Origin of the sequence: Corynebacterium otitidis ATCC 51513 (assembly GCF_000296405.1) — a bacterium.
In the GTDB taxonomy this organism is placed as follows: Bacteria; Actinomycetota; Actinomycetes; order Mycobacteriales; family Mycobacteriaceae; genus Corynebacterium; species Corynebacterium otitidis.
Map to the genome: position 1 here is coordinate 166,275 of NZ_JH815194.1, position 26,212 is coordinate 192,486.

Sequence of the window (26,212 nt, forward strand, 5' to 3'; positions counted from 1 at the left end):
GGGCGGGGCGCCCGGCGCGTCGAGGTAGCCGAGCCCGCCCGGCCCGTGGGTCTCCGGGGTGGTGGTGAGCGCTACCCGCCGTGGTGCCGGCAGCCCCGCGGCGACGGGGACGCCGCCGAGCCCGCAGGCGCGCAGCACGTGGGCGGTGTTCGCCGCGGCCTGGGCGGCGGTGGTGTTGCCCGCGGTCGTCGTCGCGCCGATCAGGCGGATCTCGCCGGCTACGTGCCGGCCCGCGAGGTAGATGAGCGCGACCGCGTCGTCGATGCCGGTGTCGCAGTCGACGAGCAGCGTCGGCGGTTCGCTAGCCACGCCGGGCCCTCGCCGCGGCGGCGTTGCCGATGCTCTGCAGGCCCTGGACGACGAGCACGAGGATGACGACGGTCGCGACGATCGCGACGGTGTCGAACTGTTGGTAGCCGTAGGAGATCGCGAGGTCGCCCACGCCCCCGCCGCCGATGACCCCGGCCATGGCGGTCGCGCCGATGAGCCCGACGCAGGAGGTCGTCATCGCGAGGATGATCGAGCCCTTCGCCTCGGGCAGGAGGAAGTAGCGGATCGTCTGCCACAGGTTCGCGCCCATCGAGTCGGCGGCCTCGACGATGCCGGAGGAGACCTCGAGCAGGGAGCTCTCGATGAGCCGGCCGATGAGCGGCGCGATGTAGATCGTCAGCGGCACGAGCGCCGCGGTCGTGCCGATCGAGCGCCCGACGATGAGCCTGGTCAGCGGGATGATCGCGACCATGAGGATGACGAACGGCACGGAGCGCACGACGTTGACGACGACGTTGAGCACGCCGTAGACCCAGCGGTTGGGCCGCACCCCGCCGGGCCTGGCGACCACGAGGGTGATGCCGATGGGAATCCCGGCGAGCGCGCCGATGCCGAGCGAGATGCTCACCATGTAGAGCGTCTCAAGCAGCGCCTCGAGGTACTGCTCGCCGCTGACCGAGGTGTCGAAGAGTTCCGTCACTGTCCCCGCCTTTCGTCGTCGTCGCCCGCCACGTCCTCGGGCCGAAGCTCCCGGGCGCGGATGCCCTCGAGCCCGAGGATCCAGTCGACCGCCTCGGCGGCGCGCTCGCCGTCGATGCCGAGGACCTGGCGGCCCACGACCCCGCGGCGCAGGCTCGTCTCCGTGGCGTGGAGGAGCCGCACCCGCGCGCCGAAGCGCCTGGAGGCCTCGCCGATGACGTCGCGCGCGCCGCGCCCGGTGTAGGACACCGCGACGGCGCGGCCCGCCTCGCCGGAGCGCACCTCGGCGGCGACGTCGGCGGGCAGGGCGCGCGGCACGACGGTCTCCACGAAGCGGGCGGTGAGCTCCTCGCGGGGCCGCTCAATGACCTCGCCGGCCTCGCCGAGCTCGATGAGGTGCCCGTCGTCGAGGACGGCGACGGCGTCGGCGATGCGCGCGATGACGTCCATCTGGTGGGTGATGATCACCACCGTGATGCCGAGCTCCTCGTTGACCCGCCCGATGAGCGAGAGGATCTGCGCGGTGGTGAGCGGGTCGAGCGCCGAGGTCGGCTCGTCGCAGAGCAGCACCTTCGGGTCGGTGACGAGTGCTCGGGCGATGCCGACGCGCTGCTGCTGCCCGCCGGAGAGCCTGCCCGGGCGGGCGTCGGCCTTGTCAGCGAGCCCCACGAGCTCGAGGGCCTCGTCAACGCGGCGCTCGATCTCGTTTTTCTCCCGGCCCTGGATGACCAGCGGCATCGCCACGTTGTGGCGCACCGTGCCGGAGCCTAAGAGGTTGTAGTGCTGGAAGATCATGGAGACCTCCCCGCGCAGGCGGCGCAGCCCCGAGCGGGAGAGCCGCGCGGGGTCTTGGCCTAACACCTCGACCTCCCCGGAGGTGGGCTTCTCGAGGCCGTTGACGGTGCGCAGCAGCGTCGACTTGCCCGCCCCGGAGGGGCCCACCACCCCGAAGACCTGGCCACGCCCGACCTCGAAGCTGATGGAGTCGAGGGCGGGCTGCCCGTCGAAGGTCTTGGTGACGTCGCGGAACGAGACGATCGGCGACGCGTCCGTGTCCGAGGAGCCGGCCACCTTAAGCGTTCGCCTCCTCGGCGGGCTCGGCCTCGCCGTCCTCGTTCTCGGTGGCCTCCTCGTCGTTGCCGGCCTCGGCGTCGTCGCCCTCGGGCTCCTCGGCGTCGTCATCGTCGTTGCTGCCGCTGCCGGTCTCGTCGCGCTGCGGGATGTACCAGTAGTTGTCCTCGTTGTTCTCCTCGACGAAGTCGAGGAACTCGTCCGAGTTGTAGGCATCCGTCACGGCCTTGGCCCATTCGGAGTCCTCGTGCTCCTCGGTGGTGACCGCCTGGAGGATGAGCTGCTCCTCGAGGTCCTCCTGGAGGTAGAGGTTCTCGGTGTTCACCCCGGAGCTGTACGAGATCGAGCCCGGGATCACGCCCCAGTCGACGTCCGCCATGGAGCGCGGGATCGTCGCCGAGTCGACCGGCCGGATGTCGAGGTCATAGGGATTGTCGAGGATGTCGTCCTCGGAGAGCCCCGCCGGGGCGGCGTCCTCGGCGAGGTCGATCCAGCCGGCCTTGTCGAGGATCTTCAGCGCCCGGTACGTGTTCGACGCGTCGTTCGGCACGAGCACGGTGTGCCCGGCCTCGACGTCGTCGAGGCCGTCGTGAACCTCGGAGTAGAGGCCCGCCGGCACCGTGGGGATCGGGGTGAGCGCGACGAGGTCGGAGTTCGTCTCGTCGTTGAAGACCTGCATGTAGGCCAGGTGCTGGTCGACGTTGAGGTCGACGGAGCCCTCGTCGAGCGCGACATTCGCCTGCCGCAGCTCGGAGAAGTCCTCGTAGTCGACCTCGAAGCCCTGGTCGTTGAGGATCGGCTCGATGCCCTCGCGGAAGAGCTCGGTGTACGGCCCCGGGGAGGCGCCCACCGTGATCGTGGTCTGCTCCTCGGCGGCCTGGTCGTCGGGCTCCGCCTCGGGCTCGTCGGCGCAGCCGGCGACCCCCGCGGCGAGCACCCCGGCGCCCAGAAGGGAGCCGACCTTGAGAATCGACGAGCTAGCCATGGGAAACGCAAACCTCTTTTCACGAGTCGGGAAACACTAAAGCGGTCGACCCAGGGGCGGGTAGTACCCGCCCCGGCCGACCGCCAGTGTAGACGCTTTCGTCTCCCCGGGTTGAACAGATCTGTCTAGTTCGACCCGTCCCGAGGGCCTGGCGCGGGCCTGGTTAGTAGCCGCGTTCGATCCACTCGTCGAGGTGCGGCGCCTCGTCCCCGATCGTCGTGCCCTCGCCGTGGCCGGTGTAGACCTCCGTGTCGCCGGGCAGGGTGAGGACCTTCTCCTTGAGCGACTCGATGATCGTGTCGAAGGAGCTGTAGCTGCGCCCCGTCGCGCCCGGCCCGCCGTTGAACAGCGTGTCGCCGGAGAAGAGCGCCCCGGCGCCAAGCGCGTAGAGGCAGCACGAGCCCGGCGAGTGGCCTGGGGTGTGGAGCACGACGAGCTCCTCGCCCGCGATCGCGATGCGCTGCCCGTCGGCCAGGTCGCCGTGCTCGACGCCGGGCAGGGTCTTGTCCCAGAGCACCTGGTCGTCCGGGTGGACGAGGATCGGCGCGTCGAGGCGCCTGGCGAGCTCCGGGGCGACGGCGATGTGGTCGTTGTGCGCGTGGGTGCACACGATCGCCTTGACCGCGCGCTCCCCGACCGCGTCGATGATCGGTGCCGCGTCGTGCGCGGCGTCGACGACGATGACCTCGGTGTCGTCGCCGACGAGCCAGATGTTGTTGTCGACGTCCCAGGAGCCCCCGTCGAGCTCGAAGGAGCCGGACGTGACGACCTTGTCGATGCGAAGCTTCGCAGCCATTTACAGCACCACCACCGAGCGCAGCACCTTGCCGCTCGTCATCGTCTGGAACGCCTCCTCGACCTGGTCGAGGCCGATGCGCTCGGAGACGAACTTCTCGAGCGGGAATTGACCCGACAGGTGCAGGTCGACGAACGCGGGGAAGTCGCGCTCGGGCAGGCAGTCGCCGTACCAGGCGGGCTTGATGGAGCCGCCGCGCGAGTACAGCTCGATCGCCGGCACCGAGACCGTGTCGGTGAGGTTGGGCACCCCGACCATGACCATGCGCCCGGCCAGATCCCGGGAGTAGAACGCCTGCTGCCAGGTGGGCATGATGCCCACCGCGTCGATGGAGACGTCCACCCCGAGTCCGCCGGTGAGCTCCTTGATGCGCTTGACGACGCCGTTGTCCTCACCCTCGCCATCGAGGCCGCTCGAGTCGATGGTGTGGGTCGCGCCCAGCTCCTTCGCCCACTCGAGCTTCGTGGGGTCGACGTCGACGGCGATGATCTTCGCCGCGCCGTTGAGCTTCGCGCCGGCGATCGCTGCGATGCCCACGCCGCCGCAGCCGATGACCGCGACCGACTCGCCGCGGCGCACCTTAGCGGTGTTCACCGCGGCGCCGAGGCCCGCCATGACGCCGCAGCCGAGCAGGCCCGCCGCGGCCGGGTCCTCGTTCTCGTCGACCTTGGTGCACTGCATCTCGTGGACGAGCGTCTTGTCCGCGAACGCGCCGATGCCGAGCGCCGGGTTGAGCGCCGTGCCGTCGGCGAGCGTCATCTGCTTCGAGGCGTTGAACGTGTCGAAGCAGTACTCGGGCTCGCCGCGGCGACAGGCGCGACACTCGCCGCACACGGCCCGCCAGTTCAAGATGACGAAGTCGCCCTTCTTGACGTGGGTGACCTCGGAGCCGACCTCCTCGACCCGGCCGGCGGCCTCGTGGCCGAGGAGGAAGGGGTAGGCGTCCTCAATATCGCCGTCGCGGTAGGCGAGGTCGGTGTGGCACACCCCGCAGGCCTCGATGTCGACGACGACGTCGCGCGGGCCCGGGTCGGGCACGACGACGTCGGCCTGCTCAACGGGGGCGCCCTTCTCGCGGGAGACGATGCCCCTCACAGTCTGACTCATAGTTTCTCGACGCTCCTTTCGTGTTCGCCACCAGCGGCGCTCTGCGGCGCGTCCGGCCTGGTTTCGCGGCCCAGCGTAGTGGCATCCGCCCCATCCCCGCTTATATAAAAAGCTTTTCACCAGGGCTTATGGGGCCGCAGCCCCGACCTCCGGGAGCTGGGGTTTCCTAGGGGAAAAGAGAGTTCACCGAGTGGTCGGCGAACGTAAAGGCGCGCTCAGCCGTGCCGTCACCCGGCCCGTTTAGGGTCCGGGGCCATGCCCTCACCCAGCCCGGCCGGCTCGCGGCGGGCGCGGGGACGCTGGCGGCGCCGCGAGTGGTGGCTCGCCGCCGCGCTGCTCGCGCCCAACCTCGTGCTGCTCGCGATATTCACCTACCGGCCGCTCGTCGACAACATCCGCCTCTCGTTCTTCGCGTGGAACATCTCAAGCCCGAACTCGGAGTTCATCGGGCTCGACAACTACCGCGAGTGGCTCAGCCGGGATGACACCCTCACCGTGCTCGGCAACACCGTGGTCTTCACGCTCGGCTCCGTGGCCGGCTCCATGATCATCGGGCTGCTCCTCGCGCTCATGCTCGACCAGCGCATCCCCGGGCGCGGCCCGGCGCGCGCCGTGGTCTTCGCGCCGTACGCGATCTCCGGGGCGGCGGTCGGCGTCGCGTTCCAGTTCATCTTCGACCCGCGCTTCGGGATGGTCCAGGACCTGCTCGGCCGGATCGGCATCGACTCGCCGGACTTCTACCAGGAGCCCGGCTGGGCGCTGTTCATGCTCACCGCGACGTTCGTGTGGAAAAACGTCGGCTTCACGTTCGTCATCTACTTAGCCGCGCTCCAGGGCCTCAACCGGGAGCTCAGCGAGGCCGCGGCGATCGACAACGCGAGCCGTACGACCCACTTCTTCCGGGTCGTGGCACCCCAGCTGCGGCCCACGACGTTCTTCTTGTCGATCACGGTGACGCTCTCGACGATGCAGGCCTTCGACCTCATCAACGTCATAACCCGCGGCGGCCCGCAGCTCACCGGCACCACCACGCTGGTCTACCAGGTCTATCAGGAGACCTTCGTCAACTTCCGCGCCGGCTACGGCGCCGCGATCGCGACGATCCTCTTCCTCGTCCTGCTCGTCATCACGCTCCTCCAGGTCCGGGCCATGGACCGCAACTCCTCGGGAAAGGGGGCCTGAGATGCCCAACCGGCCGTCCCTGGGCAGGAAGATCGTCGCCTATATCGCGATCCTCATCATCGTCGCGGTCATCGGCGTGCCCCTCTACTTCATCATCATGACCTCGCTGAAGGCGCAGGCGGAGATCTACTCCGCGCCGGTGACGTGGCTGCCCAACGAGTGGGCCCCGGAGAACTACGCCGAGGCCGTCACCCGGGTGCCGCTGGCGACCTACCTGCGCAACTCGGTGATCATCACCCTTCTGCTGTGCGCCATCAAGATCGTGCTGGGCGTGGCCTCGGCCTACGCGCTCGTGTTCCTGCGCTTCCCCGGCCGCCAGCTGCTCTTCGTCGTCATCATCGCCGCGCTCATGGTGCCCAGCGAGATCACGGTGATCTCCAACTACGCGCTCGTCAACGAGCTGGGCTGGCGCAACACGTTCCGCGGCATCGTCATCCCGCTCGCCGGGGTGGCGCTCGGCACGTTCCTCATGCGCAACCACTTCGCCTCCCTGCCGAAGGAGCTCGTCGAGGCCGCCCGCGTCGACGACGCGGGCCCGATCCGGCTGCTCACCCGCGTGCTTCTGCCGGTCTCCGCGCCGACGCTCGTGGCGTTCGCCGTCATCACGCTCGTCAACGAGTGGAACCAGTACCTCTGGCCCTTCCTCATGGCCGACACCGCCGACGTCGCGCCGCTCCAGGTGGGGCTGACCATGCTGCAGAACAACGACGGGGTCTCCAACTGGGGCCCGGTCATGGCCGCGACCGTGCTCACCGCGCTGCCGATGATCCTCATCTTCCTCGCGCTGCAGCGCTACCTCATCAAGGGTCTCGTCAGCGGAGCGGTGAAGGGATGACCCGCATGACCAGACGACTTACGCCCACCGCCGGCCTCGGGCGGCGGCGGTTCCTCCAGGCCGCGGGCCTCGCGCTCGCCGGCGGGATGCTCGGCGGCTGCGCGGGCGTCGGGCGCGGCGCGCCCGACAACACCGCCGACGACGGCCGCCCCATCGAGCGCCTCGAGTGGTGGTCGAACCACCCGGGCGGCTCGCGCGACGTCGAGCTCGAGCTCATCGCCCGCTACGAGGAGCAGCACCCGGGCATCACGGTCACTCTCGTCGACGCGGGCAAGGACTACGACGAGATCGCCCAGAAGTTCAACGCCGCGCTCACCGGCGCGGACCTGCCCGACATCGTCGTGCTCAGCGACGTGTGGTGGTACAACTTCGCCCTCAACGAGCAGATCGCGCCCGTATCGACCCTCGCGGGCGACGCGGGCGTCGACACCTCCGCGTTCGTCGACTCGCTGTACGCCGATTACCTCCTCGGGGGCGAGCACTACGCCCTGCCGTTCGCGCGCTCGACGCCGCTGTTCTACTACAACCGCGACGCGTGGCGGGCCGCGGGGCTTCCCGACCGCGGGCCCGAGACCTGGCCGGAGATGGCCGAGTTCGGCCGGCGCCTGCAGGAGAAGGCGCCGGAGTTCCAGCCGATGGGCTGGTACGACTCGTCCGGGAACCTCTCGTGGATCGTCCAGGCCGTGGCCTGGGAGAACGGCGGCGGCTACTCCGACGACTGGGACTTCACGCTCACCTCGGAGCCCACCATCGAGGCCGTCTCGTGGTTCCAGGACGCCACCGCGCCCGGGGACGGGTGGTCGTACATCTCGTCGGCGCTCGAGGGCGACTTCTCCGCGGGGATCACCGCCAGCGGCGTGATGTCCACCGGCTCGCTCGCGGGGCTCTCGGAGTACGCCACCTTCCCCATCGGCACCGCCCCGCTGCCCGACAACACCCCGGCCGGCTCCTGCCCCACCGGCGGCGCGGGCCTCGCGGTGCCCGCGAACCTGCCGCGGCGCCGCCAGCTCGAGGCGTTGAAGTTCATCGACTTCGTCACCTCCCCGGAGAACACCGCCTACTGGTCGCGCGAGGTCGGCTACATGCCCGTGCGCGACGCGGCGCTCGACCTGCCCGAGCAGCGACGCTTCCTCGCCGACAACCCCAACTTCCGCACCGCGATCGACCAGCTGCCGCGCACCCGGCCGCAGGACCTCGTGCGCACCGGGCTGCCCGGCGCGGACCCACGCCTAGGCGGCGCCCTCGAGGAGATCGCCGTGGGGCGCGAGGACGTCGCGCGGACCCTCGGGCGCGTGGAGAACACCCTCGGCCTCGTCTTCGACAACCAGGTCGCCCCGCTGCTCGACTCGCGGGACACCTAGGCCTCAGGCCCCGCGCGGGCCCCGCCCGCGCCACCCCAGCGTCGAGCAGAGAAACGAAGGAGTCCCAAGCAATGGCACGCATTCAGATCGAGAGCGCCTCCCGCGTCTTCGAGGACGCCGGGCGCCCCGCCGTCGACAGGCTCGACCTCGACGTCGCGGACGGCGAGTTCCTCGTGCTCGTCGGCCCGTCGGGCTGCGGGAAGTCGACGAGCCTGCGGATGATCGCCGGGCTCGAGCCCGTCGACACCGGCCGCATCCTCATCGGCGGCGACGACGTCGGCGGGCTGCCGCCGGGCAAGCGCGACATCGCGATGGTCTTCCAGAACTACGCCCTCTACCCCACGATGACCGTCGCGAAGAACATGGCCTTCGCCTTGAAGAACCGCAAGATGCCCAAGGACGAGATCGAGCGGCGCGTCGCGCGCGCCGCGAAGATCCTCGAGCTCGACGACCTGCTAGACCGCAAGCCCGCGGCGCTCTCTGGCGGGCAGCGCCAGCGCGTGGCGATGGGCCGCGCGATCGTCCGGGAGCCCGCCGCGTTCCTCATGGACGAGCCGCTCTCCAACCTGGACGCTAGGCTGCGCGTCGCGACCCGCGCGCAGATCACCGCGCTGCACCGCAGGCTCAAGGCCACGACCGTGTACGTCACCCACGACCAGACCGAGGCGATGACCATGGGCGACCGCATCGCCGTGCTGCGCGGCGGGGTGCTTCAGCAGGTGGGCACCCCGGAGGAGCTCTACCAGGGACCGGTCAACGAGTTCGTCGCGGGCTTCCTCGGCTCGCCGGCGATGAACCTGCTGCCCGGCCGGGTCGATGGAGGCCAGGCGCTCGTCGGCGAGTGGGCGATCCCCCTGGTCGACGAGGCCCACGAGGGTCCCGCGCAGGTCGGCATCCGCCCGGAGGAGCTCGCGCCCGCAGGCGAGGAGGGCACCCCGGTCGTCGTCGACCACGTCGAGAACCTCGGGCGGGAGGCGTTCATCTACGCCACCCTGCCGGGCGACGTGCCTGTCACCGTCGCGGCCGGCCGCCCGGACGGCACCGCCGGCCCGGGGCCCGGGGAGCGGGTTCGCGTCGCGCCGCGGCCGGGCGCGCCGGTGCACCTCTTCGACACGGAGAGCGGCCAGCGCATCCACACCGCCGCCAGCCGCTAGGAGCCGGCCGCGGGCGCGCCGCCCCGCTTCGGGCCCTGCCCCGTCGCGACGGCGGGTCCGGGCGCGGGCATAAGAAAAACGCCACCGCGGTTGCGGTGGCGTTTTTATAGGTGGAGCCGCCTGCGAGAATCGAACTCGCGACCTTTTCATTACGAGTGAAACGCTCTGCCGACTGAGCTAAGGCGGCATCGGCGATCGTCGTGGCGCGCGGCCACGTCGAGCCGAGTGGAAATCTTACTCGATGGCGACCCTGCGATCCAACCGCCCCGCTGAGCGGGCCTAGCGGGCCTGATAGGCGAGCCTGAGGCGGCCGACCAGCGCGTCGGTGGCGATGGCGAACTGGACGTTCTCGGCGATGTGGCGGCGGCACGTGGCCACCGCATCGAGGCAGGCGACGAGACCCGCGGCCGAGACATTCTCGGCGAGCTCCTCGGCGAGCGGCGCGAAGTCGGGGTGGGTGGGCGCGACGTCCGCGCCTGAGCGCTTCATGAGCGCGTCGCGGTAAATGCCGGCGAGGTCGACGAGCGAGAGGTCGAGCAGGTCGCGCTTGCGGCGCGTGTGGCGCATCTTCTGGGCCTTCTCCAGCTCGCGGATCGCGCCCGCCGAGCCGCGCAGCGCTTTTGCCACGCCGCGGCCCTTGCCGCCGCGGCCGAGAGACTCCTCGAGCTTTGCGCGCTCCCTGGCGTCGGCCTCGGCGTGGGCGTCGGTGGCCTCCTTGTCGACGGAGCGCACGAGCTGGTTGACGGCCCGGAACGCGGCGTCGCCGTGGTTGACGAGCTCCGCGAGGTTGAGGACCTGCGCGCGGCGGGTCTGCATCGAGCGGTCGCGCACGAGCAGCCGGGCGCGCCCGACGTGCCGCAGCGACGCGGCGGCCGCGAGCCGCGCGTCGGCCTGACTCGCGCCCTCCTCCTCGATAAGGATCCGCTCGAGGCGCTCGAGCGAGGGCGGCGGCACGTAGACGTGCCGGCAGCGCGAGCGCAGCGTCGTGGAGAAGTCCTCCGGGTCGGTCGAGGGCGCGAGGAAGATGAGCACGGTGCGCTCGGGCGGCTCCTCGACGGTCTTGAGCAGCGCGTCGGCCGCCGCCGCGGAGAGCCGGTCGGCCTCCTCGACGATGACGACCCGCCACCTGCCCACGGTGGGCAGCCGGTGGGCATGCGCGGTGATCTCGTCGCGGGCGACGTCCACGCCGATGCTCAAGCCGTCGGGCGCGACGCGCACGACGTCGGTGTGCGCGCCGCCGAGCACCGCGCGGCAACCGCGGCAGCGCCCGCAGCCGGGCTCGTCGGGGTCCTCGCATTCGAGGGCGGCGGCGAGCGCGAGCGCCGCGTGCGAGCGCCCCGAGCCCGGCGCGCCGGTAAATAGCCACGAGTGCGTCATCGCCGCGGGGTGGCGGGGGCGCCTGCCCGCCGCGAGGTCGCGGGCGGACTCCGCGGCCCGCGCGATGGTGCGCGCGAGCGCGGGCTGGTCGGCCGCGATCCCCGCCGGCGCCGTGCGCTTCGTTGCCATGGGGCCAAGACTAGCCTCGCGCCCGGGCGCCGCCGGCCGGGCCCGCGCGCCGCCTGCGGGGTTCAGTGATGTGGACCGGCCGGGGCTACTATTGAGAGTCATGCAACGTCTGGTGCGGGCCACGCGCTGGCTGTGGAATACGTCGTGGCCGGTGTATGCCGTACTGATCCTCGGCACCAACGTTGCGGGCGCGGCGGCGATCATGGCCTATATCCGCTTCCTCATCCCCATCCCGGAGCTGCGCTACTTCGAGCCGGGCAGCGTGCTGCCCACCATCGGGATCGTCTACGTCGCCGTCGCGGCGATCGTCGGCGTCGTGGCCTCGTACTTCCTCTTCCGCCCGGTCATCGACTGGCAGCGCGACCCCGACTCGCACGACCCGATCATGGTGCGCGGCCTCGTTTTGCGCCTGCCCATCGCCCAGGCGCTGGTGTGCCTGGTGATCTGGCTCATCGGCATCGCCATCGCGGTCATCGGCGCGAGCACGGAGTCCGGCAGACTCGCCTTGACCATCGGGCTGGGGATGGGGCTCGCGGGCCTCGTCGTCGCGCTGATTACCTACCTCGAGGCGGAGCGCGCGGTGCGCCCCATCGCCGCCGAGGCGCTCGCGCAGCGCAACGTCGACGTCACCGTCGGACCCTCGCTGCCGTGGCGGCTGCGCATGACGTGGGCGATCACCACGGGGCTTCCGCTCATCGGCGTGCTGCTCCTGTTGTGGGGGCAGACCGCCGGCTACTTCCACGACGACTTCGCCGACCTCGTGCCCGCGATCCTGTTCCTCGTGCTCGCCTCGATGGTCACGGGCTTCGTCGGCACGACGCTCACGACGATGAGCGTCGTCGACCCCGTCCACGAGCTGCAGCACGCCATCAACCAGGTGCGCCGCGGCGACACGAACGCCGAGGTCGACATCTACGACGGCTCGGAAATCGGCGTGCTGCAGGCCGGCTTCAACGAGATGCTCCGGGGCTTGAAGGAGCGCCGCCGGCTGCAGGACATCTTCGGCCACTACGTCGGCACCGAGGTCGCCGCCCGCGCCCTAGAGGAGCGCCCCACCCTAGGCGGGGAGGACCGCAAGGTCGCGGTGCTCTTCGTCGATGTCGTCGGCTCGACGTCTTTTGCTGTCAACCACCCCCCGGAGGAGGTCGTCGGCGAGCTCAACCGGTTCTTCGAGCAGGTCGTCGCCGCCGTGCACCGCAACAAGGGCGTCATCAACAAGTTCCAGGGCGACGCGGCACTCGCGATCTTCGGCGCGCCGCTGCGGCTCAGCGACGCGAACTCCGCGGCGCTCACCGCCGCGCGCGAGCTGCGCACCTCGCTCAAGGGGCTGAAATTCCAGGCCGGTATCGGGGTGTGCGCCGGCCACGTCGTCGCAGGCCACGTGGGTGGCGCCGACCGCTTCGAGTACACCGTCATCGGCGACGCGGTGAACCAGGCGGCCCGCATCACGGAGCTCGCGAAGAACACCCCGGGCAAGACGCTCACCACCGCGGCGACACTCAGGGGGGCGAACGAGGCCGAGCGGGCGCGGTGGACGACGATGAAGTCTGTGGAGCTTCGCGGCCGGCGCGAGGTCTCCCAACTTGCCCGGCCCATTCGCGAGACGCTCGCCGAGCGCTCCGAATAAAGCGACCCACGACACTATTCCTGTCCGGGCGACGGGCGCCCCGCCCGCCGCTCGCACCACAGCATGACGGAAAGGACGTGGAGAGGATGTCCCCCACCCCGGTGATGGGAACCCCCTCGACGATGGGCGACGACTCGCAGCTCACCACCACGAGGCTTCTGCTCGACGCGGCGCGCTCGCACGGCGACCAGATGATCGCCTACCGAGACGAGCACGACGAGTGGCACGAGACCACCTACCGCGAGGTCACCCGCCGCGCGCTGAGCATCACCGCGGCGCTGCAGAAGCTCGGCTTCGGTCCGGGCCACCAGGTCGCGACGATGCTCTGGAACGACCTGTACCACTTCGAGAGCTACTTCTCGATCCCCGCGAGCGGCGCGACGATGGTGCTCATCAACCTGCGCTTCCGCCCCGACGAGCTCGCCTACGTCATCAACCACGCGCAGGCCGAGGCCATCATCGTCGACGCGATGTTCCTGCCCCGCGTCGCGGAGGTCAAGGACGAGACCCCGGGGCTGCGCGAGGCGATCGTCGTCGGCGTGTTCGACCGCGCCGAGGCCGAGGCGGCGCTGCCCGGCGTGCGGATCCACGCCTACGAGGAGCTCGTCGAGGACACCGAACCCGCCGACCCGAAGGACCTGCCCGCGATGGACGAGCGCTCCGCGTCCGGGGCGTGCTTCACCACCGGCACGACCGGCAAGCCGAAGGGCGTGTTCTACTCGCACCGCTCGGTGTGGCTGCACGCCGCGTCGATGGCCACCCAGATCGCCGTGTCCGCGCGCACCCGCATGCTCCTGCTCACCCCGATGTTCCACGTGCAGTGCTGGGGCGTGCCCTACACCGCCGTCATGGTCGGCTCGGTCGTGCTGTTGCCCGGCCGGGTGCACGCCGCAGGAATGGGCGACCTCGCCCGCGCCGCGGAGCGCTACGGCGCGACCTTCGCGCCCGCCGCGCCCGCGCTGCTCTTCCCCATGCTCCACGCCATGGAGGACATGGAGAAGGCCCCGGACCTCTCCGGGATGGAGCTCATCTGCGGGGCGAGCACCCCGCCTTTGAGCCTCATCGAGCGGTTCCACGACGTCTGCGGCGGCGAGGTCATCCACGCCTACGGCGCGACGGAGACCTCCCCGCTCGTGGCGATCAACCGCACCGCCGACCACCTCACCGAGGGCCTCAGCGACGAGGAGATCCTCGAGCTGCAGGTCTCCCCCGGCTCCCCGGCCGCCGGCGTGGATGCGAAGGTCGTCGACGACGACGGCAACGAGCTGCCCTGGGACGGCGAGTCCACCGGCGAGCTGTGCTTCCGCGGCGCGTGGATCGCCTCCTCCTACCACGACGACGAGGAGGCCTCCGCGACGTCGTTCGACGAGGAGGGCTACTGGCGCAGCGGCGACGTCGGCTACTTCGACAAGAACGGCCTGATGTACATCACCGACCGCCTCAAGGACGTCATCAAGTCCGGCGGCGAGTGGATCTCCTCCATCGAGCTCGAGGGCTCGATCACCCACGTGCCGGGCGTGGCCGCCGCGGCGGTCATCGGGATCCCCCACCCCCATTGGGAGGAGCGCCCGCTCGCGCTCGTCGAGGCGCGCCCAGGCCGCGACGTCTCCCCCGAGGACGTCACCGCCCACCTGGCGAAGAAATTCCCCCAGTGGCAGCTGCCCGACGACGTCCTCATCGTCGAGGAGATCGCCCGAACCAGCGTCGGCAAGATGAACAAGAAGGCGCTGCGCGAGGAGTACCATAACCACTATGGCGCGGACGACCAGGAGCCCTTCTAGCCTCACCTGGCGCACGCCCCTGCTCGGCGGCCTCGACCTCACGGCGACGCCGCGGGGGCTCAGGCGCGTGGCCTTCCACGACAAAGCGGAGGCCACCACCCCGGCCGGCGACTCGGCCGCCGAGGAGATCCTGCGGCGCGCCGTCGATGAGATCGAGCGCTACCTCTCAGGCGAGCTCACCGAGTTCACGGTGCCGCTCGACCCGCCCGAGGCGGCCGGCTTCCACGGCAGGGTCCAGGCCCTGCTCCGGGAGATCCCCTACGGCGAGCTCGTGACCTACGCCGAGCTCGCCGAGCGGGCCGGCTCGCCGCGCGCCGCGCGCGCGGTGGGCGCGGCGTGCGCCGCGAACCCGCTGCCCGTCGTCGTGCCCTGCCACCGCGTGGTCGCCTCGAGCGGGAAGCTCGGCGGCTACGCCGGCGGGCCGCCGATCAAGCAGCAGCTCATCGACCTCGAGTCGGGCCATTCCGAGGGCGCGTAGCGGGGCACCTAGGAGGCCGTGCGGGCGGCCTTCTTGCCGGTAGCCTTTGTCTTCCCGCCCCGCGGGGGAGGACGTCTTCGCCGCGATCGTCTCCGAGGCGGATTTCTTCGCACCGCCGGCAAGCGTCTAGTCATCGAGCTGGAGCAGCGTGCCGCTGCACGTCCGTGAGCCACGGGCCTGGGCTGCCGCCGACAGGGAAACTGGCAGCCTCGCCGTCCGCGGAGCCGGGGGTATGGACTTCCACCTTCTACCGGGCAGGGCCCTTAGCTCTCTGTTCCCAGGCCAAAGACCTGACCGCCGCTATATGTCGTGTTCTCTGATCGGCGCGAGCGCCCCTAGAAGTCTGACCGCACCCGTTCAACTCGCCCCGCAGTAACCACACGTGCCATCGCGCTCAAGCTGAGGAATCCGGGGCTGTACATCTTGCGGTCGCCGGCGCACTCCAGGCAGCTCGGGGAGACGATAATCGCGCACTAAGCAGTGAAGAGCCACACGGACGACGCGACGCTTTTATTTAACCCACTTCAAGAGCATTAAAAATAAAGACACCAGCATCAACCCCAGCGAGAACGCATATAAACCATTACCCACTAGTCCCGCAAATACGGAAAGCAAGAACCCGAAAGATATCACCCCGGCTTCTGCTTCCACATGATCCCCTCGAGATGAAGCGGCGTAGTACAATAGCAAACCAATAGCAGCAACGACCACAGGAAACACCTTTAATTCTCCAAAGATAAAACCCAACCCGCAAATCGATACGAAAACAAGAAGCAGAATTAGAGCCTTAACCTGACTGCGATCAACCACGATTAATCACACTTTTCTCACGGGAGCTTTCGGGGGGGGGATAATAAGTATTGCGCTTTGCGGCAAACACCTCTGCCTTCGGTACGTATGTCACGTTACATAGTGCAGCCCGGAGCCTCAAGGGGTTCTTCCGAGGTCGGTGTGGGAAGCACCCAGGTATGGATCCGGCCGCGGGCCTGCTAACCGAGGGACACCCCGACGACGCACGAAAAGCTTTTGGCTAGTGGATTGGTAGCGGCCAAAAACGCGATCCAGCCGCCCAGGCCCCTAACCGACAATCCGGAACCGGTCACGACACCACCCGCACACTCGCCCACACCCCTGCGGCGACTTCTCCGCCCAACTGAGAGTCCGGGTAGCGCGGCACCACTGCCGCGACTGCGCAACGGCCTTGTGCCACCGGCTGCACCAGGCCGTGCCCGGCGGCGGGCGCGGGAAACCCACCCGCCGGGCGGTTCGCTACGCGATCCGGAAACTCGTCATCGAAATGCCCCCTATCTCGACGATCGCCGCCCAACTGAAGGTCACCTGGAACGCCGCCGACGACGCGGTACGGGCCGCCGCCGGGGAAGTCTCCTGGGGAAGTCTCCTCGACGAGCACGTGTGGCGCCACACGAATCGCGGCCCGACGTGCGTCACCGTGATCGTCGATCTCACCCCGAAAACGGCCCCCGACAGCCTGCATGAGGCGAACAAACACCCGGTCCGGAAACTCGCCGTCGTCGAGGGCCGGTCCACGGCGGTGCTGGCCGACTGGCCACGCAAACTAACCCCTACATGGCGCTGCCACATCCGGGTCGTGGCAATGGGCGGGTTTGTCCGCTACACAACCGCTGTCGACGACATGCTGCCCACCGCGGTGACCGTGATGGGCGCTGACCACGTCGTCGCACCGGCGAGCTTGGCCATGAAGCAGTGCCGGCAACGACTCAGGCGGGGGTTCGACGGCCGTCGCGGACGGGAACGAGACGTTGCTGGCCACCCCGAGGGCTCGGAGGGTTCCTAGGAGGCCTTGCGGGCCGCCTTCTTGCGGGTGGCCTTCTTCCCGCCGCGCTTCGCGGCGGTCTTCTTCGCCGACGTCTTCTTACCGGCGGACTTCTTCGTCGTCTTCTTCGCGCCGCCGGACTTCTCCGCATCCTTGGCCCGACGCTCGGAGAGTAGCTCGTTGGCGCGCGCGTCGGTGACGCTCTCCGGGGTGTCGCCGCGGCGCAGCGAGGCGTTGGTCTCCCCGTCGGTGACGTAAGGCCCGAAGCGGCCCTCCTTGACGACCATCGGCTTGCCGGAGACGTCATTGTCGCCGAGGTTCTTCAGCGGCGGCTTCGCCGCGGCGCGGCCGCGGCGCTTCGGCTGCGCGTAGAGCCGGCGCGCCTCGTCGAGGCTGATGGTGAAGATCTGCTCCTCGTCGGCGAGCGAGCGCGAGTCCGGGCCCTTCTTCAGGTACGGGCCGTAGCGGCCGTTCTGCGCGGTGATGACCTCCCCGTCGGAGGGGTCGACGCCCACCTCCCGCGGCAGGGAGAGGAGCTTCAAGGCCTCAGGCAGCTCGACGTCGGCGGGCTCCATCGAGGAGAACAGGCTCGCCGTCTTCGGCTTGAGGCGCTCCTCGACGATCTCCGCGGTGCGCTTCTCCTTCTGCTTCGCGGCGGTCTTCGTCTCCCAGTTCTTCTTGCGCTTACCCTCCGCGGCGCGCTTTTCGTCCTCCTCGCGGCGCTCGGCGGCGATGATGCGCTCCGCCTCGGCGGCGGCGCGCTCGCGCTCGTCGTCGCCGAGCAGCTCGGTGACGTAGGGCCCGTAGCGGCCCTCCTTGACGACGACCTCGCGGCCGCTCTCGGGGTTCACGCCGAGGCGCCGGCCGTCCGGCGGGGTGGCGAAGAGTTTCTCGGCGAGCTCCCTATCCAGCCCGTCCGGGGTGGTGCCCTCGGGCAGGTTGGCGCGCTGGTAGACGGGCTCGCCGTCCTCTCCGGTGCCGACCTGGCGCTCGAGGTAGGGCCCGTAGCGCCCGACGCGCACGTTGACGGCGCGGCCCTCGTCGTCGTCGAAGACGTGCAGCGAGTTCACCCGGCGCGCGTCGATGTTCTCGAGGTTCTTGCCGACGATGCTCTTTAATCCCCCGTGGCGGGCGATCGCGTCGGCGAGCTCCTCGGTCGCCTTCTCGTCGCCGAAGTAGAAGGCGTTGAGCCAGTCGCTGCGGTTCTCCTCGCCGGAGGCGATGTCGTCGAGCTCGTCCTCCATCGAGGAGGTGAAATCGTAGTTGACGAGCTCGGAGAAGTTCTCCTCTAAGAGCCCGACGACGGCGAACGCCACCCAGCTGGGCACGAGTGCGTTGCCGCGCGGCAGGACGTAGCCGCGGTCCTGGATCGTCTTGATGATCGACGCGTAGGTCGAGGGCCGGCCGATGCCGAGCTCCTCCATCTTCTTCACCAGGGAGGCCTCGGTGTAGCGCGCCGGCGGGTTCGTCGAGTGCCCGTCGGCGGCCGCGGACTCGGCGGTGAGCCGGTCGCCCTCGGAGAGCCGCGGCAGGCGCTCGCCCTCCTTCGCGGCGCCCTTGGCCTTGCCGCCGCGCTCAGGGGTGGAGCCGTAGGCGGCGAGGAAGCCGGGCGAGGTGATCGTGCGGCCCGTCGCGGAGAACTCCACCTCGCGGCCCGCGGCGCTCGCCCGGGCGGTGACCTTCAGCGAGGTGCCCTTCGCGTCGGCCATCTGTGAGGCGACGGTGCGCCTAAAGATGAGGTCGTAGAGCTTGAACTCCTCCGGGTCGAGGCGCCCGCTAAGCTCCTTGGGGCTGGGGAAGCGCTCCCCAGAGGGGCGGATCGCCTCGTGGGCCTCCTGGGAGTTCTTCACCTTCCGGTCGTAGACCCGCGGCGAGTCGGCGACCGACTCGGGGCCGTAGAGCTCCTTCGCGGCCTGGCGGGCCGCGCCGAGGCCCTGCTTGGAGAGGGAGGTCGAGTCGGTTCGCATGTAGGTGATGTGGCCGTTCTCGTAGAGGCGCTGCGCGATGCGCATCGTGCGCTCCGAGCTGAAGTGCAGCTTGCGGCCGGCCTCCTGCTGCAGCGTGGAGGTCATAAACGGCGCGTACGGGCGGCGGCTGTAGGGCTTCTCCTCGACCGCGGCGACGCGCGCCTCCTGGCCTGCAAGCCCGTCGGCGATGGCCTCGGCGTCGCTCTGGCCGAGTACGACCGCCCCGTCGCCGGTGAGCTTGCCGTCGTCGCCGAAGTCGCGGCCCTGCGCGACGCGCCGCCCGTCGACGGCGGAGAGCCGCGCGGTGAACGTCGCGGGGTTCTCGGGGGTGGCGGGCTTGCCGCTGTCGAAGCTCGCCTCGACGTCCCAGTACTCGGCGGGCACGAAGCGCATGCGCTCGCGCTCCCGCTCGACGATGACGCGGGTCGCGACCGACTGCACCCGGCCGGCAGACAGCCGGGGCATGACCTTCTTCCACAGCACCGGGGAGATCTCGTAGCCGTAGAGCCTATCTAAGATGCGGCGGGTTTCCTGGGCCTGGACGAGGTCGTAGTCGAGCTCCCGGGTGTTCTCCGCGGCGGCGAGGATCGCGGGCTTGGTGATCTCGTTGAAGACCATCCGCTTGACCGGCACCTTGGGCTTCAACACCTCGAGCAGGTGCCAGGCGATGGCCTCGCCCTCGCGGTCGGGGTCGGTCGCGAGGTAGAGCTCGTCGACGTCCTTGAGCTTCTTCTTTAAGTCGGTGACCTTCTTCTTCTTGTCGGGGCTCACGACGTAGAGGGGCTGGAAGTCGTCGTCGATGTTGACCCCGAGGCGCGCCCACGGCTGCTTCTTGTACTTCTCGGGCACGGCGGCGGCGCTGCGCGGCAGGTCGCGGATATGCCCGACGGAGGCCTCCACGATGTAGTTGTCGCCGAGATAGGGCTGGATCTTCTTGGCCTTCGTCTGGGACTCGACGATTACCAGCGCCTTCTTCTGCGGTTCCTTCGCCACAGACCTCACACCTCACACTTCGGGGAAAACAGCGGCCTCGCCGCGCCGCACAGGCGGGCGGGGCCCGGGCGGCCGGATTAACCACAATCCTTACTAGGCCGGGGCCGCCGACGCGAAAAGACCCTAGCCTTAGCGAAGGATCCCGCGCCCGGGGCCGGCGTCGCGCGTCGTTTGCCCTACCGTACACAGCCGGCGCGCGGCCGCGCCGCCGGGCGAGCGGGCGGGGCCCGGCGCGCGGCCCGGGGCGCCCGGCGGCGGGACCCGTTAGAGTACGGAGGCATTGTGGCAGAGCAACTCGTCGGCCTCTTCGAGGCGATCCTCGGCTCCTTCTGGGCCTACCCGATCATCGCGCTGTGCGTCATCGGCGACGCGATCATGCCCGTGCTGCCCGCGGAGTCGGTCATCACGCTGGCGAGCTCCTGGTCGGCATCAAGGGGCACGCCGGACTTCTGGGCGGTGTTCGCCGTCGCGTGCGTCGCGGCGGTCGTCGGCGACAACACGTGCTTCTTTTTGGGCCGCCGGCTCGTGCGCGTCCTGCACTCCGCGCCGCTGGGCTCGAAGCGGGCGCAGGCGCTGCTCTGGGTGGAGACCACCACGAGGAAGCGGCCGGTCTTCGCGATCATCGTCGCACGCTTCGTGCCCTGGGGGCGGTGGGTGCTCACCATCGTGTTGGGGGCGGGCGGCTTCTCGTGGCTGCGCTTCCTCCTCATCGACGCGATCGGGGTGCTCGTGTGGGCGTCGCTCGCCGCGGGCATCGGGTACGCCGGCGGCACGATCTTCGACGAGCAGCCGCTCCTCGGCGTCATCGTGGGCATTACCGTCGGCTCGCTCGTGGGCCTGGGCATCGACCACCTGCAGCGGCGCTTCCTCGACCACCGCGAGGTCCGCTCCGCGCGCTCCACCGCCTAAGGATCCCCGCGGGCCGCACGCCCCGGGGCTGGCGCGAAAAAGACCCCGCGCCGGCCGAGTCGGCCGGGGCGGGGCGTTTTCCGATTGCCGCTAGAGGATGCGGACCTGCTGGGCCTGGGGCCCCTTGGTGGAGCCTGCGGTCTCGAACTCGACGCGCTGGTCCTCCTCGAGCGTGCGGAAGCCCGAGCCCTGGATCTCGGTGTAGTGGACGAACACGTCCTCCGCGCCGCCGTCCGGGGTGATGAACCCGTAGCCCTTCTCGGGGTTGAACCACTTCACGACACCCTGCGCCATAAGCCTGACAAACCGTCCTTTCCGAGACGTCTCTGTGGGGTGCGGCCTTAGTCGAAGACACCTCCCCCGCGACCCCGCGCCGGCGGCATGCCGCCGGCGCGTCGGGCCTCAGGCGGGGCCGCTCCCGCTGCGATGTGGGCGGGGCGTTCGCGCTGCACGAGGCAAGTGTGCCACAACCCGCCGCGCCCCGCCGGGCGCGAGCCCCCGGGCCGCTAGGCGCTAGCCGTGCCGGTAGCCGAGCTGCCCCGCGGCGCGCAGGTAGCCGATGGTGGCCACCGCGATGATCGCGACGACGGCGGCGACGGCGCTCACCGCCGCGGCCCCGCCGCCGAGCAGCCCCGCGATCACCGGCGGCACCCCGGTGCCGAGGTAGGCGACGAGGTAGTACATCGAGGTGGTGCGCGCCTCGTCGCCGGGCAGCGCGCTGTCCACGGCGTTGGCGAGCGAGGCCTTGAACGACACGCCCTGCCCGACACCGCAGATGACCGTCGCTACCCAGAACAGCGCGGGGAACACCCCGACGAGAGAGACCGCCATCCCGACGAGGCCCACGGCGAGGCTGCGGGAGCCGCCGTAGTTGATGACGGCGACCTGCGTGATCGCCGAGGTCCCCAGCATCACCGCGGTGGCGAGTGCCATCTCGAGCTGGGAGGTCGCGCCGAAGACGATCATCGCCAGCGGGATGAGCGACTGGAAGAGCGCGTTGGTGCCGTACGCGCAGAACACCGCCGTCGCGTTGGGCGCGAAGCGCTTGAGGATCGAGCGCGGCACCCCGACCCGCGGCGCGAGCCGCCGCTCGTTGGGCGGGCGGTAGACCTCGCGGCACAGCGCGACGAAGACGAAGCTCAGCGCGGTGGCCGCTCCGTAGCCGATATACGGCGCGGTGAGCGGCGCGCCCGAGGCGTCGGCCACGAGCGCGGAGTAGACCGGGCCCACCGCGAGCGCCGAGGACGTCACCACGGTGCTGATCAAGGCTCCGAGCTTCGGGGGTGCGCTCCCGAAGCGCCGCGGTGAACGAGCCGGTCGCCAGCCCCACCGAGACACCCGAGAGCAGCCGGGCGAGGTAGAGGCCCGGCTCGTTGGAGGCGAAGACGAACACCACGCTCGAGACCACCGACGTGCCCACCGCGGCGAGCACCACCGGGAGCCTCCCGATCGCGTCGGCGAGGTGCCCGCACAGCGCCAGCGCGGCGAGCACCCCCACCGCGTACATCGCAAAGACGTAGGACGTCGCCGTCTCGTCGAGCCCCCACGCGTCCTGGTAGCGGGCGAACAGCCCCGAGGGCACCGTGCTGCCCATGATGACGAGGAACATCGCCGCCGTCATCGCGACGAGCGCCCCGCGCCGCCACCGGAACTGCGCCTGCTGGGCCTCGGCCACCTGCCCACCACCTTCTCTTTGAGGAAACGACTTGTCGATCGCCCCGCCGCCCACTCGGCGGGAGGGCGCCGTCCGGTGCGCGGACGGTGCCGTCAACCCTATCGCCCGGCGCCCGGCCCGCGGGGCGGGTCTCAAGCCCGGTGTTAGACTCCCAGGATCTAGCCAGGCGGCCTACCCGCCCGGCACGAAGGGGCGAGCCCTTAGTTAATTAAGGAGCGTGGCGATCGTGGCGCACAACCCCGAGGCGATGCCCGGGCCCGTGGACCCTCAGGGCCTCGGCGGGGAGCTCCTCGACGCGCTGACCCGCCGCCTGCCGGAGGCGGAGGTGACCTTCGCGGGCACGCTCCCGGCGCGCGCCGCGCGCCACGCGCCCTGGCCCGACTGGGTGCCGGACGGCCTCGTCGAAGCTTTGCGCGACCGCGGCGTGGAGCGCCCGTACCGCCACCAGGCGGAGCTCGCGGACCTGCTGCACGGCGGGCGCCACGCGGCGATCGCGACGGGCACGTCCTCGGGCAAGTCGCTCGGCTACCTGCTTCCGGTACTCGCCGCGCTGGCGGAGGACCCGGCGGCGTGCGCGCTCTACATCACGCCGGCGAAGGCGCTCGGCTCGGACCAGCTCGCCGCGGTCACGAGGCTCGCGGCGGCGGCCGCGCGGCACCCCTCGACGAGCAAGCTCGCGAGCGCGAGCCCCGCGCCCTACGACGGCGACACCCCAGTTGAGGCGCGCCGCGGGGTGCGGGACTCCTCCCGGCTGGTGGTCACCACCCCGGACATGCTCCACCACGGGATCCTGCCCGGCCACGCCCGCTGGGCGCGGCTGCTTCGCCACCTGCGCTTCGTCGTCGTCGACGAGGCGCACGTCTACCGGGGCGTGTTCGGCGGCAACGTCGCGCTCGTGCTGCGCCGGCTGCGGCGCCTGGCTAGGCACTACGGCTCGGACCCGGTGTTCGCGACCGCGTCGGCGACGGCCACGGAGCCCGGCCGGCACGCCGCGCGCCTCATCGGGGAGCCCGACGACGAGGCGACCGGCGCGTGCGGGGTCGCGGAGATCACCGAGGACGACGCGCCGAGGGGCCCGCGCACGGTGGCGCTGTGGCGCCCGGGCGACCTGCCCGCAGGCGAGGGCGAGGAGCCGGTTCGCCGCTCCGCGTCGGCGGAGTCCGCCGACATCGTCGCCACGCTCGTCGACCAGGGAGCGCGCACCATCGCTTTCGTGCGCTCGCGGCAGGGCGCGGAGTCGGTGGCGCTCGCCGCGAAGGATCGGCTGCGCGCCCTGGGGCGCCCGGAGTGGGCACCTCGGCTCACCGCCTACCGGGCGGGGTATCTCGCCGCGGATCGGCGGCGGCTCGAGCGGCAGCTCGACGACGGGACGCTGCTCGGGGTGGCGACGACCTCCGCGCTGGAGCTCGGCATCGACATCGGCTCCCTCGACGCGGTCGTCGAGGCGGGTTTTCCCGGCACGGTCGCGTCGTTCTGGCAGCAGGCGGGCCGCGCGGGCCGGCGCGGCCAGGGCTCGCTCGTGGTGTTCGTGGGCCGCGACGAGCCGCTGGACAACTACCTGCTCACCCACCCGGACGCGCTGCTCGGCCGCCCGGTGGAGCGCGCCGTCTTCGACCCCGAGAACCCCTACCTGCTGCGCGGGCACGTGCTGTGCGCCGCGAACGAGAAGCCGCTCCCCCACCGCGAGGCGGAATCCCCCGGCGTCGCCGAGGCGCTGCGCGGCCTCGAGGCCGAGGGCCTGCTGCGCGCCCGGCCGAGGGGCTGGTTCCCCACCCCGCGCCCGGCGGGCGCGCCCGGCTCGGACCCGCACGCCGCGGTGGGCATCCGCGGCGAGGCCGGCGGCGACGTCACCATCGTCGAGTCGCAGACCGGCCGGGTGCTCGGCACGGTGGACGGCTCCCGGGCAAAAAGCCAGGTACACCCGGGCGCGACGCACCTGCATCAGGGCGAGAGCTTCGTCGTCGACGAGCTCGACCTCGACGAGGGGCTCGCGCTCGTGCGCGCCGACGACCCCGGCTACCGGACGATGGCCACCAGCGAAACCGACATCAGGGTCTCGGCCCCGCCCGGCCCGGGCGAGGCCGCCCAGCCCTCGCCGGGGCTGTGGCTCGCGCACGTGGGGGTATCCGTGACGAGGCGGGTGACCGGCTACACGGCCCGGCTTATCGACGGCACGATCGTCGACAACGTGCCCCTCGACCTGCCGCCCGAGACCCTAGAGACGACCGCGGTGGCCTACACGATCGACCCGCTCGTCCTCGACGAGCTTGGCATCGAGGCCTCTAGGGTGCCGGGCACGCTGCACGCCGCGGAGCACGCCGCGATCGGGCTGCTGCCGCTGGTGGCCTCGTGCGACCGGTGGGACATCGGCGGCGTGTCGACCGCGAGGCACGCCGACACGGGGCTGCCGACGGTGTTCGTCTACGACGGCACCCCGGGCGGGGCGGGCTTCTCCAAGGCGGGCTTCGAGCGCTTCGCCGAGTGGATCGACGCGACATTCGAGGCGGTGCGCTCCTGCCGCTGCGAGTCGGGCTGCCCGTCGTGCATCCAGTCCCCGAAGTGCGGCAACGGCAACTCCCCGCTCGACAAGGCCGGGGCGATCGCTCTGCTCGGCGCGCTCGCGACGATGACGGGCTCGTAGACCGGGCCGGCCACAGCAACCGCCGCACGGGAGGCGACGACCGCCACGACCTCGACGTCCATGAGGCGGATCTCGCAGGAGCGCAGCCGCGCGCCGTTGGCCTGAGCGGTGGCGGCGGCCGCGGCGCAGGCGTCCCCGCCGCGCCACAGCTCCTCCGCGCCCGCGACCGCCGCGAGGTCCGCGGCGACCCGGGCCTTCGCCTGCGCGACGGCCAGCGCCCCGGCGCCCGCCAGCGCGCCAGCTAGCGCGAGCAGCGCGAGGACGAGGCCGAGCCCCACGACCGTGGCGCCGCCCTCCTCCCCGCGCCTGTCCATCTAGCGCTCGCTCGGGAAGCGGGCGCTCGCCTCGAGCGTGCCGGCGAGCGTCGGCACCGGCACGGTGGCCGTCACCCACCCGCCGGACTCGGCGATCGCCACGCGCCCGGGGTCGACGGGAGCGCCGATGGCGTGCGCCCTCGCGGCGGCGCCCGCCTCGTGGACCGCGGCGAGATACCCCGCGAGCCCCGCGGCCCCGCCGGCGAGGAGCCCGAACACCGCGACGAGCACGGCGGTCGCGACGGCGGCCTCGACAGTGACGGAGCCGCGCTCCCCGGCCGCCAGTTTCCTAACCCGGGACATTCTCTAGAGCCCCGGTGATGATCCCGCTGATCGCGCTCTGCACCGCGTTGCTGTTGACCACGAGGTAGAGCACCGCGGCGAGCGCGGCCGCGGCGAGCGTGCCCATGGCGTACTCGATGGTCGAGAGTCCCGCCTGGCCCGCGGCGAGGCGCCGGAAGCGGACCCGAAGGCCCCGGCCGGCCCGGCGGCGCGCCACCGCCCCGGGCGCGCCCGGAGAGGCGGCCGGGGAGACGCGCACGGCCAGCGCCTCGGCGGGGTTGTCGGGCTCGACGGCGGCGGGAACGCGGTCGCGGCCGGTCTGGGGGGGGGGGGTGTGGTCGGTCATGGCGATAGCACCTTTCTTGGCGTGCTCCCCCGCCGCCGGGCGGCGGCCGGGTCGCGGTGGAGATAACTGTGTCGGTCGGGCTCAGGCGAGCATGTCGCGGGCGAGGCCCACGAGCACCGGAGCGAGCCCGAGGAGGAAGAAGGCGGGCAGGAAGCAGGCGGTCAGCGGCGCGGCGATGAGCACCCCAGCGCGCTCCGCGCGGGCGGCGGAACGCGCCCTGGCCTGGCCGCGCAGCCGCTCCGCGACACGGCGGGCGGGCTCCGCGACCGACACCCCCGACTCCCCGGAGGCGACGAGCACCGCGGCGAACTCCGCGAGCCCCTCGACCTCCCGGGCGGGGGCGAAGGCGCGCTCCGCTTCGACGCCGAGGGCGAGCAGCCCCGCGACCCGGCGCCACGCGCCCCGGTGCCGGCCGGCAGCCTGGGCCGTGACGGCCGC

24 protein-coding genes, 1 tRNA gene and 2 pseudogenes are annotated in these 26,212 nt (G+C 71.1%); 10 read left to right on the forward strand and 17 right to left on the reverse strand.

The window, feature by feature from the left end:
- The 6 genes from HMPREF9719_RS06165 to HMPREF9719_RS06190 all read right to left on the reverse strand — a co-directional run.
- A partial coding sequence (locus HMPREF9719_RS06165; RefSeq protein ID WP_004601125.1) for a nucleoside hydrolase occupies positions 1-309 on the reverse strand: 309 nt, incomplete at its 3' end.
- The gene (locus HMPREF9719_RS06170; protein WP_004601126.1) at positions 302-970 is read right to left on the reverse strand and encodes a methionine ABC transporter permease; all 669 of its coding nucleotides are present in this window, start codon (positions 968-970) and stop codon (positions 302-304) included. The genes HMPREF9719_RS06170 and HMPREF9719_RS06165, both read right to left, overlap by 8 nt.
- Complete coding sequence (locus HMPREF9719_RS06175) at positions 967-2,040, reverse strand: methionine ABC transporter ATP-binding protein (RefSeq protein WP_004601127.1); 1,074 nt, start codon at positions 2,038-2,040, stop codon at positions 967-969. Before HMPREF9719_RS06175 ends, HMPREF9719_RS06170 begins: the two co-directional genes overlap by 4 nt.
- Before the next feature lies 1 nt (position 2,041).
- A complete protein-coding gene (locus tag HMPREF9719_RS06180) occupies positions 2,042-3,025 on the reverse strand; it encodes a MetQ/NlpA family ABC transporter substrate-binding protein (protein WP_004601128.1) in 984 nt (327 codons plus the stop codon).
- Between the two features lie 163 nt (positions 3,026-3,188).
- Complete coding sequence (locus HMPREF9719_RS06185) at positions 3,189-3,821, reverse strand: MBL fold metallo-hydrolase (RefSeq protein ID WP_004601129.1); 633 nt, start codon at positions 3,819-3,821, stop codon at positions 3,189-3,191.
- Complete coding sequence (locus HMPREF9719_RS06190) at positions 3,822-4,928, reverse strand: S-(hydroxymethyl)mycothiol dehydrogenase (protein WP_004601130.1); 1,107 nt, start codon at positions 4,926-4,928, stop codon at positions 3,822-3,824.
- Between the two features lie 255 nt (positions 4,929-5,183).
- On the opposite strand from HMPREF9719_RS06190, the gene HMPREF9719_RS06195 reads away from it, so the two are divergent.
- The 4 genes from HMPREF9719_RS06195 (at position 5,184) to HMPREF9719_RS06210 (ending at position 9,460) form a co-directional block, all read left to right on the forward strand.
- The gene (locus HMPREF9719_RS06195; protein WP_004601131.1) at positions 5,184-6,110 is read left to right on the forward strand and encodes a carbohydrate ABC transporter permease; all 927 of its coding nucleotides are present in this window, start codon (positions 5,184-5,186) and stop codon (positions 6,108-6,110) included.
- Position 6,111: 1 nt separating this feature from the next.
- Positions 6,112-6,945, forward strand: a complete 834-nt coding sequence (locus tag HMPREF9719_RS06200; protein WP_004601132.1) for a carbohydrate ABC transporter permease — start codon at positions 6,112-6,114, stop codon at positions 6,943-6,945.
- Positions 6,946-6,950: 5 nt separating this feature from the next.
- Positions 6,951-8,306, forward strand: coding sequence for an ABC transporter substrate-binding protein (locus HMPREF9719_RS06205; RefSeq protein ID WP_004601936.1), 1,356 nt, complete (start codon positions 6,951-6,953; stop codon positions 8,304-8,306).
- A gap of 71 nt (positions 8,307-8,377) precedes the next feature.
- Positions 8,378-9,460, forward strand: a complete 1,083-nt coding sequence (locus HMPREF9719_RS06210) for an ABC transporter ATP-binding protein (protein ID WP_004601134.1) — start codon at positions 8,378-8,380, stop codon at positions 9,458-9,460.
- Between the two features lie 111 nt (positions 9,461-9,571).
- On the opposite strand, the gene HMPREF9719_RS06215 is transcribed toward HMPREF9719_RS06210, so the two are convergent.
- Both HMPREF9719_RS06215 and HMPREF9719_RS06220 read right to left on the reverse strand, forming a co-directional pair.
- A tRNA-Thr gene (locus HMPREF9719_RS06215) sits at positions 9,572-9,647 on the reverse strand.
- A gap of 92 nt (positions 9,648-9,739) precedes the next feature.
- Positions 9,740-10,966, reverse strand: coding sequence for a DNA polymerase III subunit delta' (locus HMPREF9719_RS06220; protein ID WP_004601135.1), 1,227 nt, complete (start codon positions 10,964-10,966; stop codon positions 9,740-9,742).
- 100 nt (positions 10,967-11,066) lie between these two features.
- Here HMPREF9719_RS06220 and HMPREF9719_RS06225 point away from each other — a divergent pair, with 100 nt between their 5' ends.
- The 3 genes from HMPREF9719_RS06225 (at position 11,067) to HMPREF9719_RS06235 (ending at position 14,852) form a co-directional block, all read left to right on the forward strand.
- Complete coding sequence (locus HMPREF9719_RS06225) at positions 11,067-12,593, forward strand: adenylate/guanylate cyclase domain-containing protein (protein ID WP_004601136.1); 1,527 nt, start codon at positions 11,067-11,069, stop codon at positions 12,591-12,593.
- A gap of 86 nt (positions 12,594-12,679) precedes the next feature.
- Positions 12,680-14,374, forward strand: coding sequence for a long-chain-fatty-acid--CoA ligase (locus HMPREF9719_RS06230; RefSeq protein WP_004601137.1), 1,695 nt, complete (start codon positions 12,680-12,682; stop codon positions 14,372-14,374).
- Entirely contained in the window at positions 14,346-14,852 is a 507-nt protein-coding gene (locus tag HMPREF9719_RS06235) for a methylated-DNA--[protein]-cysteine S-methyltransferase (RefSeq protein WP_004601138.1), read from the forward strand. Before HMPREF9719_RS06230 ends, HMPREF9719_RS06235 begins: the two co-directional genes overlap by 29 nt.
- A 510-nt stretch (positions 14,853-15,362) precedes the next feature.
- Here the strand turns inward: HMPREF9719_RS06235 and HMPREF9719_RS09640 are convergent.
- On the reverse strand, positions 15,363-15,662 hold the full coding sequence (locus HMPREF9719_RS09640) for a hypothetical protein (protein ID WP_131652051.1): 300 nt from the start codon (positions 15,660-15,662) through the stop codon (positions 15,363-15,365).
- Positions 15,663-16,149: 487 nt separating this feature from the next.
- Here HMPREF9719_RS09640 and HMPREF9719_RS06240 point away from each other — a divergent pair, with 487 nt between their 5' ends.
- The gene (locus tag HMPREF9719_RS06240) at positions 16,150-16,668 is read left to right on the forward strand and encodes a transposase (protein ID WP_051001425.1); all 519 of its coding nucleotides are present in this window, start codon (positions 16,150-16,152) and stop codon (positions 16,666-16,668) included.
- Here the strand turns inward: HMPREF9719_RS06240 and topA are convergent.
- Positions 16,665-19,607 (reverse strand): type I DNA topoisomerase, encoded by a 2,943-nt coding sequence (gene topA, locus HMPREF9719_RS06245; RefSeq protein ID WP_004601140.1) that lies wholly within the window; start codon positions 19,605-19,607, stop codon positions 16,665-16,667. The two genes, HMPREF9719_RS06240 and topA, sit on opposite strands and share 4 nt — an antisense overlap.
- A gap of 282 nt (positions 19,608-19,889) precedes the next feature.
- Between topA and HMPREF9719_RS06250 the strand changes: the two genes are divergently transcribed.
- A complete protein-coding gene (locus tag HMPREF9719_RS06250) occupies positions 19,890-20,516 on the forward strand; it encodes a DedA family protein (RefSeq protein WP_004601141.1) in 627 nt (208 codons plus the stop codon).
- A gap of 90 nt (positions 20,517-20,606) precedes the next feature.
- Here the strand turns inward: HMPREF9719_RS06250 and HMPREF9719_RS06255 are convergent, their stop codons facing one another.
- From HMPREF9719_RS06255 to HMPREF9719_RS09910, 3 genes and pseudogenes are all read right to left on the reverse strand, one after another.
- Entirely contained in the window at positions 20,607-20,810 is a 204-nt protein-coding gene (locus tag HMPREF9719_RS06255) for a cold-shock protein (protein WP_004601142.1), read from the reverse strand.
- Between the two features lie 219 nt (positions 20,811-21,029).
- Positions 21,030-21,782: an MFS transporter gene (locus HMPREF9719_RS06260; protein ID WP_118788001.1), complete on the reverse strand. Its 753-nt coding sequence runs from the start codon at positions 21,780-21,782 to the stop codon at positions 21,030-21,032.
- A gap of 64 nt (positions 21,783-21,846) precedes the next feature.
- Positions 21,847-22,137 (reverse strand): annotated as a pseudogene (locus HMPREF9719_RS09910) (MFS transporter); the annotation flags it as partial.
- 301 nt (positions 22,138-22,438) lie between these two features.
- Here HMPREF9719_RS09910 and HMPREF9719_RS06265 point away from each other — a divergent pair.
- Positions 22,439-24,832, forward strand: coding sequence for a Zn-binding domain-containing protein (locus HMPREF9719_RS06265; RefSeq protein WP_038075926.1), 2,394 nt, complete (start codon positions 22,439-22,441; stop codon positions 24,830-24,832).
- Positions 24,833-24,843: 11 nt separating this feature from the next.
- On the opposite strand, the pseudogene HMPREF9719_RS09435 reads toward HMPREF9719_RS06265, so the two are convergent.
- The 4 genes and pseudogenes from HMPREF9719_RS09435 to HMPREF9719_RS06280 all read right to left on the reverse strand — a co-directional run.
- Positions 24,844-25,146: pseudogene (locus HMPREF9719_RS09435) on the reverse strand (Rv3654c family TadE-like protein); the annotation flags it as partial.
- Positions 25,147-25,449, reverse strand: a complete 303-nt coding sequence (locus HMPREF9719_RS06270; RefSeq protein ID WP_004601145.1) for a hypothetical protein — start codon at positions 25,447-25,449, stop codon at positions 25,147-25,149. It abuts the pseudogene before it with no gap.
- The gene (locus HMPREF9719_RS09875) at positions 25,436-25,645 is read right to left on the reverse strand and encodes a DUF4244 domain-containing protein (protein WP_038082858.1); all 210 of its coding nucleotides are present in this window, start codon (positions 25,643-25,645) and stop codon (positions 25,436-25,438) included. Before HMPREF9719_RS09875 ends, HMPREF9719_RS06270 begins: the two co-directional genes overlap by 14 nt.
- A 210-nt stretch (positions 25,646-25,855) precedes the next feature.
- Positions 25,856-26,212, reverse strand: a 357-nt coding sequence (locus HMPREF9719_RS06280; protein WP_004601147.1) for a type II secretion system F family protein, incomplete at its 5' end; no start/stop codon positions are given.

What these genes read in the sequence shown, in the direction of transcription:
- HMPREF9719_RS06180 (WP_004601128.1), bottom strand. Translation starts at nt 3,025, where the DNA reads ATGGCTAGCTCGTCGATTCTCAAGGTCGGCTCCCTTCTGGGCGCCGGG.
- HMPREF9719_RS06185 (WP_004601129.1), bottom strand. Translation starts at nt 3,821, where the DNA reads ATGGCTGCGAAGCTTCGCATCGACAAGGTCGTCACGTCCGGCTCCTTC.
- HMPREF9719_RS06190 (WP_004601130.1), bottom strand. Translation starts at nt 4,928, where the DNA reads ATGAGTCAGACTGTGAGGGGCATCGTCTCCCGCGAGAAGGGCGCCCCC.
- HMPREF9719_RS06195 (WP_004601131.1), top strand. Translation starts at nt 5,184, where the DNA reads ATGCCCTCACCCAGCCCGGCCGGCTCGCGGCGGGCGCGGGGACGCTGG.
- HMPREF9719_RS06200 (WP_004601132.1), top strand. Translation starts at nt 6,112, where the DNA reads ATGCCCAACCGGCCGTCCCTGGGCAGGAAGATCGTCGCCTATATCGCG.
- HMPREF9719_RS06205 (WP_004601936.1), top strand. Translation starts at nt 6,951, where the DNA reads ATGACCAGACGACTTACGCCCACCGCCGGCCTCGGGCGGCGGCGGTTC.
- HMPREF9719_RS06210 (WP_004601134.1), top strand. Translation starts at nt 8,378, where the DNA reads ATGGCACGCATTCAGATCGAGAGCGCCTCCCGCGTCTTCGAGGACGCC.
- HMPREF9719_RS06220 (WP_004601135.1), bottom strand. Translation starts at nt 10,966, where the DNA reads ATGGCAACGAAGCGCACGGCGCCGGCGGGGATCGCGGCCGACCAGCCC.
- HMPREF9719_RS06225 (WP_004601136.1), top strand. Translation starts at nt 11,067, where the DNA reads ATGCAACGTCTGGTGCGGGCCACGCGCTGGCTGTGGAATACGTCGTGG.
- HMPREF9719_RS06230 (WP_004601137.1), top strand. Translation starts at nt 12,680, where the DNA reads ATGTCCCCCACCCCGGTGATGGGAACCCCCTCGACGATGGGCGACGAC.
- HMPREF9719_RS06235 (WP_004601138.1), top strand. Translation starts at nt 14,346, where the DNA reads ATGGCGCGGACGACCAGGAGCCCTTCTAGCCTCACCTGGCGCACGCCC.
- HMPREF9719_RS06240 (WP_051001425.1), top strand. Translation starts at nt 16,150, where the DNA reads ATGCCCCCTATCTCGACGATCGCCGCCCAACTGAAGGTCACCTGGAAC.
- HMPREF9719_RS06255 (WP_004601142.1), bottom strand. Translation starts at nt 20,810, where the DNA reads ATGGCGCAGGGTGTCGTGAAGTGGTTCAACCCCGAGAAGGGCTACGGG.
- HMPREF9719_RS06265 (WP_038075926.1), top strand. Translation starts at nt 22,439, where the DNA reads ATGCCCGGGCCCGTGGACCCTCAGGGCCTCGGCGGGGAGCTCCTCGAC.
- HMPREF9719_RS06270 (WP_004601145.1), bottom strand. Translation starts at nt 25,449, where the DNA reads ATGTCCCGGGTTAGGAAACTGGCGGCCGGGGAGCGCGGCTCCGTCACT.